Origin of the sequence: Stenotrophomonas sp. Y6 (assembly GCF_022436665.1) — a bacterium.
Taxonomy (GTDB): Bacteria; Pseudomonadota; Gammaproteobacteria; order Xanthomonadales; family Xanthomonadaceae; genus Stenotrophomonas; species Stenotrophomonas acidaminiphila_A.
Genome location: NZ_JAKUKB010000010.1, coordinates 174,759 through 187,884, shown reverse-complemented (window position 1 = coordinate 187,884; position 13,126 = coordinate 174,759). Strand labels below are relative to the sequence as shown.

Genomic DNA, 13,126 nt, shown 5'->3' with positions numbered 1-13,126 from the left:
CGGTGCCTGCCGTTGCGGGCAGGCGCGGGACACCCGGTCAGGGCATCCGGGCGGCATTCTCTGCAGCGGGCGCAGCCAAGGCAGTAGCAGTTCCTGACGCTCGCTCACACTCGCTCTCAGCGGCGCCGCGCGGCGCCATGCAGCGGGAGCCGGGGATCACGAATGCGTGGGCACCCACAGGTATCCCTGGCCGCGCAGTGCGCGCACCGGCAGGGCCAGGCCGGTGGCGTCGCGGACGCGCGCGCGCAGGCGGTGCAGCAGCACTTCCAGGCGGTGCGGATCGAAATCCCGGGGCGTGGGCGTCAGTGCGGCGATCAGCCGCTCGCGGCCGACCGGCGTGCCGGGGCTGGTGATCAGTGCATGCAGCAGCGCGCGCTCGGCGCTGGACAGGGCCACGGCGTGGCCGCCGGGCGACCCCAGTTCCCAGCCGCCTGCCTGCAGGCTCCAACCGTCGCCCGGAGGCGGCGCGGGCTCCGGCGCCGGGCACGGCGGTGCAGCGGTGCGCGCGGCCATGCGCCGGTGCAGACTGTGCAATGCCGCCACCAATACCGGCAGCTCCAGTGGCTTGGGCAGGTAGACATCGGCGCCCACGGACAGCCCATGGGCCATGTCGGCGGCGGCGCCACGCCCGGTCACCAGCACGATGCCCATGTCGCCGGTGCGGCGCAGGTGGCGGGTCGCGCTGAATCCATCCTCGCCCGGCAGCATGACGTCGAGCACGACGATGTCGCACGCGTCCACCGCCAGCTCGCGGTACAGGGCTTCGACACTGCCCAGGCCACGCACCGCCGCGCCCTGCCGCGCGAGTTCGTCGACCACCAGCGCGCACCACTCCGGATCATCCTCCACCACCCGGATGCGGAGGCCCTGCAGCGGGCGCGGCGCGGTTGGCGACGGCCCTTCCTGTGTCGTTTCCAATGCCGCTCCCCATGCACGCCGGCCACGCGATGCGCGGCTCCGGCGTGGGGTGGGATTCTCGGCAGCAGCCGGCGCAGCGGCAGTATCAGAGAATCTCCGTCGCTCTCCGGCGTTCACCCACAGCAGCCGCTGGAAAGCGGAACCGGAGTCAGCCGGCGGGTTCGGACGCCAGCAGGTAGCCGACGCCGCGCAGCGCGCGTACCGGCAGCATGGCGCCGGTGGCATTGCGTACCCGGGTGCGCAGGCGGTGCACCAGTACCTCGAGCCGGTGCGGGTCGAAATCCCAGGGCTGGTCGGTCACCGCGGCGATCAGCCGCTCGCGCTCGACCGCCTCGCCGTGGGCGGCGAACAGTTCCCGCAGGAAGCCGCGTTCGGCCACGGTCAGGGTGAGCACCTTGCCGTTGGGGGCCTGCAGATCCCATCCGTCCGAGCGCAGGCTCCACGCGGCGACGGTTTCGCCGGCGGCGGCCAGCGCCGGCGCGGACTGCGACATGCGCCGGTGCAGGCTGTGCAGCGCGGCCACCAGCACCGGCAGTTCCAGCGGCTTGGGCAGGTAGACATCGGCGCCCACGGACAGCCCGTGGGCCATGTCGGCGGTGCCGCTGCGGCCGGTGACCAGCACGATGCCCATGCCATCCATCCGCCGCAGGTGGCCGGTGGCGCTCAAGCCATCCTCGCCGGGCAGGCCGACGTCCAGCACCAGGATGTCGCAGCGGTCCACCGCCAGTTCGCGGTAGAGCGCCTCGACGCTGTCGATGCCGCGCACCTCGGCGCCGTGGTACTCGAGCTCGTCGACCACCATGCCGCGCCACTCGGGGTCGTCTTCGACGACCCAGATCCGTATGCCATCCAGCCTGGCGCCGGCCTCGGCCGCCGCCAGTTCACGATCCACCTGCATCAGTGCTTCCCCACGACCTGTCCCGCCCTGTTCGCCCGGCCATTCTAGGCCAGCGGTGTCCCACTACGGCCCGGCCGCGCTGGCCGGACGGGGCGGCGCCAAGGCCCGGCCGGCATCCGGCCGGGCCCGGCGTCGCGCAGGCGCCTACTCCCGCGGCAGGCCCATCTCGGCCAGCAGCGCCGGCGCCGGGTAGACCTTGGCCAGCAGCCAGCGCAGGTAGCGCATGTCTACGTGCACGGCGCGCTTGTAGCGCGGGTCGAACCACCAGCTGGCGCTGACCGACTCCCAGTTGGAATCGAAGTTCAGGCCGATCAGCTCGCCCCGCGCATTGAGCACCGGCGAACCGGAGTTGCCGCCGGTGGTGTCCAGGTTGGTCAGGAAGTTGACCGTCTGGGTCTTCAGCGCCGGATCGGCGGTGCTGCCGAAATCACCCTTGGCGATGGCCGCCAGCAGTGGCCTGGGTGCGTCGAACGGCACTGTGTTGGTGTTCTTTTCGACGATGCCGGCCACGGTGGTCACCGGCGAGTAGCTGACCGCGTCGCGCGGATGCAGCGCCTCGACCTTGCCGTAGCTGATGCGCAGCGTGCTGTTGGCGTCCGGGTACACGGCGCGGCCCTGGCTGGCGCGCCAGGCGAACAGCGCCTGCATGTAGGACGGGCGCAGGCGCAGCTGTTCGCCCTCGCGTTGCTTGCTTTCGCGCTCGGCGTCCAGCTGCGCCGCCACCAGGGTGGCGGCCGCCGCGAGCAGCGGGTCGGCCTCGAGTGCGCCGCCCTTGCGCGCCGCCTCGAAGCGCGACAGCCGCTGCGCCTCGTCGCCCAGCCGGGTATCGGCGTACAGGGTGTCCAGCGCCTTGCGCAGCTGTTCCGGGGTGCGCCCGAACAACGCGTCGTAGCGGGCATCGCGGCGCGCGTCCGGCAACTGCTGGTAACGGGTGAGCAGCGCGGTGAGCAGCGCCTTCTCCACCGCCGGGTCGTAGCGGCGCTGCACCTGCTTGAGCACGCCTTCGATCAGCGCCTGGTCGCGCTGCTGGTAACCGCTCTCGCGCGCGGCGTCGGGCTTGGCCGATTCGATGCGCAGGCGCTCCAGCAGCATGGCCGAGCGCAGCAGCTGGGTCTGGCTGGACATCAGCGTCACCAGGAAGTCGCCGGCGCCGGCGTCGCGCTCGGCGGCCAGCGCGGCGGACAACGCATCGATATCGGCCTTGTAGCGGGCGTCGGTGGCGGCCAGCATCGCCTGCTCGTCCTGTGCGCGCTGGGCCTTGGCATCGCTGCGCAGCAGGCCCTCCAGCTCGCCCGCGGCACGCTTGCGGTTGTTCTTCAGCGACTGCAGCTGCGAGGCGTAGCGGGTGCGCGCATCGGCGTTGCCCTTGCCCTGCGCCTCGATCACGTCGATCAGCTGCTGGAACACCTCCACGCGGCGCGGCAGCACGGTGTCGATCTGGTTGGCGAACTCGGCGGCGGTGCGCAGCCGGTAGGTGGTGCCCGGGTAACCGGCCAGCATCGCGTAGTCGCCTTCCCTGGGGCCGTCCAGCGATATCTTCAGGTGTGCCGGCGGGTGGTACGGCACATTGTCCTTGCTGTAGGGCGCCGGCTTGCCGTCCTTGCCGACGTAGGCGCGCAGCAGGGTGAAATCGCCGGTGTGGCGCGGCCACATGAAGTTGTCGATCTCGTCGCCGTAATTGCCGATCGCGCGCGGCGGCGCGTAGACCAGGCGGATGTCGGTCAGCTCCAGCTGGCGGATGCGGTAGAAATCGCTGCCGTAGTACATGTTGGCCACCGAGCAGCGCACCCCGCCCTCGGCCTCGCAGTCGGCGACGATGCGCTTGCGCGCGTTCTCCACCGCGTCGTAGTAGGCGCGGCCGGTCTTGCCGCGCGCCTCCTTGAGCACCTCGTCGGTGACCTTGTCGAAGCCCACCGTCACCAGCACCCGGTAGTCCGGGTTGGCCGCGCGCTCGTCATCGCGGCCCTGGGCGATGAAGCCGTCGTTGATGGTGTCGTGCTCCTTGCTGGCGTTGTACTGGATCACCCCGTAGGCAACGTGGTGGTTGGTCAGCAGCAGGCCATCGCCGGAGACGAACGCGCCGGTGCCGCCGCCCACCCGCACCACCGCGCTCAGCGGCGGTGCGGTGACGTCGGCCAGCGTCGACGGGTCACCCTTGAAACCGGCCTCCTTCAACGTCTTCGCCAGTGCCGGCAACTGGGTGGGCATCCACATGCCCTCATTGGCGTTGGCGGCGGCAGCCAGGCTCATGCCCAGCGCCATGGCGGCGGCAAGCGGTGTGCGCTTCATCGGAACTCCAGCGGATTCAGAAACAGCAGGCGACGGTAGCGGTGGCAGCTCTTGGAGGCAACTACCATGTGACGGACGGATCGATACTCCGCAGGCATGGCCGGTGCCATCCGCGATCAGCAAGAACGGACCTGGAAAACCCGGAGCCTCTAGTCGCCGCCGGGAAACTACCCCACGCCTTATTGCATGTTCTTGAATGAACGCATTGCCGCCTTGATGAACACAAGTCCGGCCACCAAGAAGAATATGCCGAACACAGTTCCATACTTACCAAAATCATAGAAAACGCCGATCCCGAAGTAGGTATTGCTTGTTCCGCCAAGCAGTAGCCGGAGTCCGTACATAAGCAATAGCAGTCCAATCCCCAGGTAGATCACACGACCTCCGCCATCAAGCCATCCTTATCCGACCACGGCCGTTCTCGTTGCTTCCACTGCCGAGTGGTACCGCGCCGGCCGGTCCGCTCTTTGTCTGCGGTGCCTTTGCTCAAGCTCTCCGATTTGGCTGAAGCGCCAATCATCTTAGAAGCACCGACAGTCGCGGCGGCTGCCACATCCCCCCACAACTGCGTTCTCTGCAAATCAAGCCAACAACATGCGCGGTGCGCCCGCTCCTATTGGGAGTATGTATGCTTGGATCCGATGAGAGAATCCACTGACAGCTAGCCGGCCGCCGAGGAGGTCATGTCCACCGGGGTCAGTATGGCAACGGATCGTCATTGGCATCCCAATAGTGGTGGAATGTCCCCGCCCGATCACGTTCCATCGCCCCCGGATCTACCGACAGGAGCCTGTCGATCTACGGATCGTCATAGCGCTGCTGCATGAGGTTCAGTTAGGTAGATGCGACATCAGCATGGCTGGTGTAGGCCATGTCATCGCATATCGCACGGTTACCCATCACTCGCCCTCAGGGTGCTCAAATGCCCTAGTTCACGCGTCGGCGGCAAGCGGTGTGCGCTTCATCGGAACTCCAGCAGGTACAGAACAGGCGGCGACAGTAGCCGGGCCCCGGTGGGCGGGCAACCGCCAACGGTCACGATGCCGCTATCCTGCGCGCATGCGCATCTTCCCCGCTTCCCTCGCGCTGGCGTGCGCGCTGCTCGGTGCATGTTCCGGCGATGTGCAAGCGCCGGCGCCCACGGCGCCGGCCGCCGGCCCGGCCCTGCGGCTGCACGCCGAACCGTGGCCGTTGCCGGCCGATGCGAGCGCCGCGCAGCCGGACCTGGTGGCCGCACCCGACGGCAGCCTGCTGCTGTCGTGGCTGGCGCCGGACGCGCGCGGCCACCAGCTGCGCTACGCGCGCTTTTCCGCTGGCCGCTGGCAGCCTGCGCGGCAGATCGCACGCGGTAACGACTGGTTCGTTAACTGGGCCGACACCCCGCACCTGCGCGCCAGTGCCGATGGCGCGCTGTGGGCGCAATGGTTGCGCCGGTCCGCCGGCAACCCGCATGCCTACGACGTGCTGCTGGCGCGCTCAGCCGATGGCCGGCAGTGGTCGGCACCGGTCACCGTGCACGATGACCGGACGGCCACCGAGCACGGCTTCGTCTCGTTGTGGCCCGAAGGCGCCGATGGCATGGGCATCGCCTGGCTGGATGGACGTCGCACCGCAGGCACCGGGCACGGCGACGGCCACGGCCAGGGCAATGGCCAAGGCGCGATGACCCTGCGCAGTGCGCGCTTCGATGCCCGGCTGCGCAAGCACGACGAGCAGGAGCTGGACGCGATGACCTGCGACTGTTGCCAGACCGGGGCCCACGCCGGCGCCAGCGGCATCCTGCTGGTGTATCGCGGTCGCGACGCCGGCGAGGTCCGCGACATCCACCTGCGCCGCCGCGTCGCCGGCGGCTGGCAGCCGTCACGGCGGGTCCATGCCGACGACTGGGTCATGCCGGCGTGCCCGGTGAACGGCCCCGCGGTCACCGCTTACGGGGACGAGGCCTGGGTGGCGTGGTACACCGCGCCGCAGGGCGAACCACTGCTGCGCCTGGCCCACAGCGGCGACGGCGGCGCCACTTTCGGCGCGCCGCGGGTGCCGGACCGCGGCACCGCGGTGCAGGGACGGGTGCAGGTAGCGGCCGACGCCGATGGCCTGTGGCTGGCGTGGCTGCGCGAGGATGCGCGCGGGCAATCGCTGTGGCTTGCCCGCTACAGCCCCTCGCTGGAGCGCGAGCTCGGCCGCCTGCGGGTTGCGCTCCTGCAGGGCCGCGGGCGCGGCACCGGCTTCCCGCGCCTGCTCGTCGACCGCGGCAACGCGCGCCTGGTATGGACCGACGTGGTCGCCGGCAGACCGGTACTGCGCGGGGCAGTCGTCTCCCCCGTCGCCGCCACGTCCGCGCCGTGAACCGGGCGGCGCGGCGGCGTGGCGTTGCCCGCCGCGCACGCGCCTGGCCATGCCGCGCCCGGTCGGTGGACCGGTAGCCCGGGAGACCGCGGACACGGCACGCGGGCCCGGCGCGGGCCCGGCTACTTCTCCTTGCGCCAGTTCACCGAACCGCGGTTCTCCACCGTGCTCGATTCGACCTCGATGTCGAAGCCGCGGCGCAGCAGGTACTTGAGGGTCAGCACCGAGCCGCTGCCGATCAGCGATACGCCATAACCGATGTACAGCTTGGGGGTGATGAACTTGCCCACGCCGATCACCGCGCCACCCAGCGCGCGCGACTGGCTGACCCCGGCGTCGTCCAGGCCGAGCCTGGCGCCGACCTGCGCGGCGAGCAGGCCGCTGCCGGCCGACAGCGCCGCGGAGGCGGCATTGACCTGCTGCGCCTGGTCGCTGCTGGCCATGCTCAGGCTGCGGCCGAGTACCAGGTAGGACAGTGCCTCGGACTGCGACATCGCCGGATCGGACCACACGTCCACGCGCGGCTGCTGCGCGCGGCCGGTGACGACGATGCCGGCGGTGACCTCGCCGATGCCGCGCTGGGCGCGGATGTTGATGCGCGGGTCGGAGACGATGCCGTGGTTCCACAGCAGCTGGCCCTGGGTGATGGTCAGGTCCTGGCCGTAGGCCTTGTAGCGGCCGCTGACTTCCAGCCCGCCGTTGGCGGTCATCTCGCGGCCGGGGCGGGCGCGCACCTGCATCTTGCCGGTGAGCGCGCCCTTCAAGCCGAAGCCGCTCATCTTCACCTTGTCGCCGAGGCTGACCGCCAGGTCCATGTCCAGCGGCGAGGCACGCGATTCCTCCGGATCGACCGGGTCGAGCACCACCACGTCCTCGGACACCGAAGTGCCACGGTCCAGGCGCTCCAGGTCGATCGCCGCCTCGGGCACGTGCACGCTGCCGCGCAGCTCCATGGCGGTGCCGGCCAGGGTGAAATCGAGGTCGGGGTTGGCGACCACGCGCAGTTCGCTGGTGTTGGACACCAGCACCCTGTCGCCACCGATGTGCAGCTGCAGCGGCTGCGCGTCACCGAACCAGGACAGGCCGCCCTGCACCTTCAGCGCGCCTTCGCCGCCGGTCTTCACCTCCGCGGCGATGCGCGCCGAGCCATCCGGCTGCGCGGTGAAGCTGCCCTTGCCTTCGCTCAGGGCCAGGCCCAGCGCCGGGAACTCGCCGCTGAAATCGCTGAGCCTGGCCTCGCCGCCAAGCGAGGGCTGGGCACGCGTGCCGCGCAGGCTGACATGGCCTTCGACCAGGCCCTTGGGCCGTACCAGGTCGGGCGAGAACAGCTCCATCCAGTACAGCCGCGACATGTTCAGGTACAGCTCGCCGTTGAGCGCGGCGTTCGGCTCCCAGCCGGTCCGCACCTTGGCATCGACGAAGCCGTCGCCCTGGAAACCGACGCCGAGGTAGCCGTTGATGCCGCCGGGCTGCATGTCCACGTTGATGGAGAAGTGGTCGTAGCGCACCAGTTCGCCGCGGGCGTTGTCGCCCAGGCGGATGCCGCCTTCGGCCGAGGCGACCTTGAAGCTGCCTTCCCAGGCCTTGCCGCGCGGGCGCAGCTGGCCATCGACGGTGACCTCGCCGCGCAGGTAGATGCGCCGGCCCGCGTTCGGCGGCAGCCACGGCTGCACCAGCGCCAGCGGCAATGCATCGCCACGCAGGTGGACGCCTTCGCGCGGCCAGTTGGCGCCCACGCACAGCGCGCCGCCGGTGTCCGAACCCAGGCAGGTATCGCCCAGGGCGATGTTGCCGCCCTGCACGCTGAAGGCCGCGGCCTGGCGCAACTGCCAGGGTGCGCCCTTGGCCGGGGCCACCCGCAGCGCCGCCAGTTCGCCGCGCCATGCCGGCCCGGCCTGGCGCACACTGCCGCCCAGGGCGAGTGCCGCCAGGTCGTTGCGGACATCGGCGTCGAGCCGCAGGTTCTGCACGCTGCCACGCGCATCCAGGCGCACGCTGTCCAGCAGCAGGCCCGCCTCCACCGCGCTGCCCTGCACCTGCAGCGCACCGTTGTCGCCCTTCCATGGCAGGTGGCCGGTGATGCTAACGTGGGCGGCCTTCCAGTCGTCCCAGCGCAGCCCGTCGCCGCGCAGGTCGGCGGTGACGTCCGGCTGGGCCGGCGTGCCCCGCAGCTGCAGGGTCCCGGCCAGGCTGCCGCTGGCGCCGGGCAGCAGGTCTGACAGGTGCAGCGGCTGCAGCCGCGCATCCACGGCGAGGCGCTCGCCCACCTTGCCCTTGGCCTCGATGCGGCTGTCGCCCATCACCAGGCGCACGTCGCCTTCGCCCTGGGTGCCCTGCAGGGCCAGCCGGGCACGCGCGTCGACGCTGCGGCCACGCAACCTGCCCTTGAGCTGCGGCACGTCCAGGGTGGCCTCGAACCGCATGTCCGCGGTGCCGGCCGGCGACGGCAGCTGCTTGCCGCGCGAGGCAAGCGTGCCGGACAGCTTGCCTTCCCAGCCCGGCACGAAATAGCCCGGGTCGAAGCTGGCCAGGCGCGCATCCACGTCCCACGACAGCGCCGGTTGCCAGGCCGCCGAACCGGTCAGGCCGAGCGAGCCGCCGGGCGTGGTCGCCTCGAGCTTCTCGATGCGCGCCTGCTGGTCGCTGCCGCGCAGGTCGAAGTCGAGGCGGGCATCCTGCGCCTCGCGCGCCACCTCGGCCTTGCCGATCGCCGCCCAGTTCTTCAGGGTGCCAGCCACGCCCAGGCGCGCTTCCTTCAGGTGCAACGGCACCGGCGTGATGCCGGGCGCCGACGGATCGGGCGCGGGGGTCCAGGTCAGCTGGCTGGCGACCACCGCGAAGCGGAAGCCGGGGTTCTGCGTGTCGCTGAAGTCGGCGCTGCCCTGCAGGCGCAGCTCGCCACCGAAGGCCTCGGCCACCAGCGGCGAGACGGTCAGCACCTGGTTGTCAATGACGATGTTGGACGGTGCCAGCACCAGTTCCTGGTCGCCCTGGCGCACGCGGCCCTGCAGCCGCGCGCTGCCGCCACGCCCGCGCGCATTGAAATCCAGCGCCAGTGGCGCGGGCGCCTGCGCCAGATACTGCGCCGGCACCAGCTGGCCCAGGTCCAGTTCCTCGCTGCGCGCGGCCACGCTCCATACCGGGTCGTCGCGGCCGTCCAGCACCAGGCTGGCATGCAGCGGCCGCGGGGCGTAACCGGCCAGCGCCACCTCCATGTGCGCCAGGTCGCCGCGCGCGACCAGCCCCAACCGCGCCCGGGGCTGGCCCGGCCGCGCCGGCATCAGCGCACGCACGGTGAGATCGGTGCGGTAGTCCTGGCGCGGCAGGTAGTGGCCGTCGATGCGGAAATCGCCCAGGTTGCCGTCCACCTGCAGGCCGATGGCGCGGAACTCGCCGTCGGCCGCTTCCAGGCCGCCGCGGAGGCGGGTGATGTCGATCGGCGGCGCATCCTGCTGGACGATGCGCAGGCCGTCGATCTCGATGGTATCGGCCTGCAACGCCAGCGGCAGGGTGATGGCCGGCAGCACGTCCGGCCAGCGCGGCAGCTCGAACGGCTTCTCTTCCGGCGGCCCCAGTTCCAGCTGCGCGTCGGTGATGCGCAGCAGGTCCAGGCGCAGCTTGCGCCCCAGCAGCGGGCGGATGTCCGGGTCCAGGTAGGCCTGGGCGGCGCTGAAGTGGATGTCCTGGTAGCGGAAGTCCAGGTCGTGCAGCACCAGCGGCCCGGCCAGCGGGCCTTCGACCTTGCTCCAGGTCAGCGACGAATCGGCCGGCAGCCGCGCCACCACCTGCGCCAGCAGCACGTCGCGGCCGGCCACGGTCTGCAGCAGCCAGTACAGCGCCAGCGACGCCAGCACCACCAGCACGCCGATGCCGATGCCGCTGCGGATCGCCAGCGTGCGCATCCGCGCGCGGCGCCGCGCGCGCAGTTCGGCGATGCGCGCCTCGCGTTCCTCGGGGGTGATGTCGGCAGGCGCGGCGGACGCGGGACGGCGGCTCACAGGTCGGCTCCGATGTTCAGGTACAGCTGGAACTGCGAGTCGGGGTGGTTCAGGCCATGGGCGATGTCGATGCGCACCGGCCCGACCGGCGATTTCCAGCGCACGCCCAGGCCCACGCCGGTATGCAGGTCGATGGTGTTGTCGAAGGCGCTGCCGGTATCGACGAACACCGCCGCGCCCCACGGACCGCCACCGAAGTAATGCTCGTACTCGGCCGAGCCGACCACCAGGTGCTTGGCGCCGAGCGCGTACTTGTCCGGGGCGGGCGTGCGCGGCCCCACCTCACGCCATGCGTAGCCGCGGATCGAACGGTCGCCGCCGGCGAAGTAGCGCAGGCTCGGCGGCATCGCCACCAGGTCGCTGGTCCAGGTGGTGCCGGCCTGGCCGCGCAGGATCAGGCGGTCGCTGTCGCCCAGCGGCACGTACCAGCGCAGCGTGGCGTCGGCCTGGATGAAGCTGGTGTCCGAACCGGCGCCCTCGATGCCGCCGCGCAGGGTGGCGTTGCCGCTGAAGCCGCGGCGCGGGAACGCCTTGTCGTCCACGTCCACGTAGTCGGCGGTCAACTGCGGGTACACCAGCGTCGAGTACTGGTAGACCGCGTCGGTGAACTGGTCGCCGGAGCTGTAGCGCCAGCGCTCGCGCAGTGCGTTGACCGAGGCGATGGCGGTCCAGTACTCGTTGATCTCGCCGCTGCGGCTGCCGATCAGCTTGAAATTGCGCATGTCGATGTAGCGGGTCTGCTCGTCGTAGGCGCTGACCGCGAAGGTGTACCAGCCGTCGAGCCAGCGGAACGCGGGTATCCGGTAGCTGGTGACCAGGCTCTTGCGCTTCTGCGCGTAGTCCAGCTGCGTATTGAGCTTGTGCCCGCGGCTGTTGACGTAGCGCCGCTCCACCCCGCCGCGCACACCCGGGCCGCTCTCGCTGCCGTAGCTGAGGCCGGCGGTGTAGATGGTGCGCTTGGCCAGGGTCAGGTTCACGTCCACCGGCACCTCGCCGTCGCCATAGGCGTCTTCCGGGCGCGGCTGGATGTCGATCGTGCTGAAGTAGTCCAGCTTGGTCAGCGATTCGCGCAGCCGGTCGAGCTTGCCCTCGTGCCAGTAGCTGCCCTGCTCCCAGTACACCAGCGGGTCGAACAGGCCCGGGCGGAAGTAGTCCTGGTTGAAGCTGATCCGGCCCATGTTGTAGCGGCGGCCGCTGTCCCAGCTCAGGAAGATGTCGGCCGCGTTCTGCGCGCGGGTGATCTCGACCTTGCGCTGGGTGAAGTCCGAGTCGAAGTAGCCGCGCTCGGACAGGCGCCGGGTGATGACGACCTTGCTGGCCTCGTAGGTACTGTGGTCGAACGGCTCGCCCTCGCGCGGCTGGAAGTCCTCCAGGTCCCGCTGCAGGTAGCGGTCGCGCGCGGCCGGGCCGGTGATGACCACCTCCGACTGCCGTACCCGCACCGGCTCGCCCTTGTCGACCTCGATCACCACCCGCACGGTGTCGCCCTCGCGCGGGGCGTCCACGCTGATGGTCGGGTTGTAGTAGCCGAACGGCTCCAGCGCCTGCCGGGTCTGCCGCTCGGCCTGCGACAGCAGGTATTCCAGGCGCGACTCGCCCTGCACCTTGCCGATGGTGTCGTACAGCGACAGCGACACCTCGATGTTCTCGATGATCGCCGCGTCGTCGCCCTTGTCCAGCCCCTTGATCTGGACCTTCTCGATCGTGCCGCGGGCATGGGCGGAGAAGGCTGCCAGCAGGGCAACGGCAAGGAGGGGACGAGTGATTCGGGCAGGCAGCATCGCGGCAGCATACCGGGCCGAACGTGACCGGAGAATCACGGCACAGAAGATGAAGGGCGAGCAGACACGCCACCACGGCTTCGCGCGCGGAAGGCGTGCCGGGTCGCGTCCTGATCTCGACGAAGCGCAACGATGCGACATGCAGGGAGTCAGTGTCCCGTCCCCCATTCCGACCGGGTACGCCCATGACCGGTCGTGGCCATGAAGACAGACGCCGGCCCTGCATGCCTTTCTGCCCGGCCAGGACGGGACCGTTGCGACGATACCTTGCTCCATTCCTTTCACGACCCACGTCTTACGGAATTGCGTTGTCGCGGGGCAGCGGCTGGCGGCTGCGGACGATCCGCCGGGTCCCAATAATCACAGTTACTATCCGCTGGAGCGGTTCTGACGGGTTACCGCTTCGATCAATGCCGCCGCATGCCGCCGAGCCTCGATGATCATCGCCTCCCCGACCAGATCGCCGCTGTAACCGATCACGTTGCGCTGTTTGCGCAGTGCGTCGAGCTGGATGACCACCCTCTTGACCAGGCCCAGGGTCAACGGCAGGGCCTGGATCCTCGTCTGATGATGGCCGGGCTTGCTGGTCAGGGTGCAATAGCCGCTGGACCGCAGGGCAGCCTTGGCCGCCTGCATGATGGCGCGATGGGCGATGTCGAAACGGCTTTCGTGGCTCAGGCCAGGCGTGCCGGCGTCCCGCAGCGCGCGTTGCGCCGCCTCCAGCAGGCGCTGCCGTCACCCGGTTGCGCCGCGACCTGCTCCAACTGGCCGATCCTGACCCGCTATCCAAGTTCCTCCTCGCCTCCTATCAGGAACAGCTTGGGCCTGGCCATCACGTCGCGGTAGAACGCGCCATCGCCCGTGGCAAGTTTCCGCCATTCCGTCGCTGAATACAG

General features: G+C 70.3%; 7 protein-coding genes. 1 reads left to right on the top strand and 6 read right to left on the bottom strand.

Annotation, left to right across the window (positions count from 1 at the left end; all coding sequences use genetic code 11):
- Positions 1-156 precede the first annotated feature (156 nt).
- From MKP15_RS13720 to MKP15_RS13710, 3 genes are all read right to left on the bottom strand, one after another.
- The gene (locus tag MKP15_RS13720; RefSeq protein WP_240213087.1) at positions 157-918 is read right to left on the bottom strand and encodes a response regulator transcription factor; all 762 of its coding nucleotides are present in this window, start codon (positions 916-918) and stop codon (positions 157-159) included.
- 148 nt (positions 919-1,066) lie between these two features.
- Entirely contained in the window at positions 1,067-1,816 is a 750-nt protein-coding gene (locus MKP15_RS13715; RefSeq protein ID WP_240213086.1) for a response regulator transcription factor, read from the bottom strand.
- 144 nt (positions 1,817-1,960) lie between these two features.
- Positions 1,961-4,105, bottom strand: coding sequence for a S46 family peptidase (locus MKP15_RS13710; RefSeq protein WP_240213085.1), 2,145 nt, complete (start codon positions 4,103-4,105; stop codon positions 1,961-1,963).
- A 1,059-nt stretch (positions 4,106-5,164) separates the two neighbouring features.
- On the opposite strand from MKP15_RS13710, the gene MKP15_RS13705 reads away from it, so the two are divergent.
- A complete protein-coding gene (locus MKP15_RS13705; RefSeq protein WP_240213084.1) occupies positions 5,165-6,451 on the top strand; it encodes a hypothetical protein in 1,287 nt (428 codons plus the stop codon).
- A 122-nt stretch (positions 6,452-6,573) separates the two neighbouring features.
- On the opposite strand, the gene MKP15_RS13700 is transcribed toward MKP15_RS13705, so the two are convergent.
- The 3 genes from MKP15_RS13700 to MKP15_RS13690 form a co-directional block, all read right to left on the bottom strand.
- Positions 6,574-10,353 carry a translocation/assembly module TamB domain-containing protein gene (locus tag MKP15_RS13700; protein WP_240213110.1) on the bottom strand — a complete coding sequence of 1,260 codons (3,780 nt, stop codon included), beginning with the start codon at positions 10,351-10,353 and terminating at the stop codon, positions 6,574-6,576.
- Positions 10,354-10,445: 92 nt separating this feature from the next.
- Positions 10,446-12,230, bottom strand: coding sequence for an autotransporter assembly complex family protein (locus MKP15_RS13695; RefSeq protein ID WP_240213083.1), 1,785 nt, complete (start codon positions 12,228-12,230; stop codon positions 10,446-10,448).
- Between the two features lie 369 nt (positions 12,231-12,599).
- The gene (locus MKP15_RS13690; RefSeq protein ID WP_240213082.1) at positions 12,600-12,866 is read right to left on the bottom strand and encodes a hypothetical protein; all 267 of its coding nucleotides are present in this window, start codon (positions 12,864-12,866) and stop codon (positions 12,600-12,602) included.
- Between the last annotated feature and the right edge of the window lie 260 nt (positions 12,867-13,126).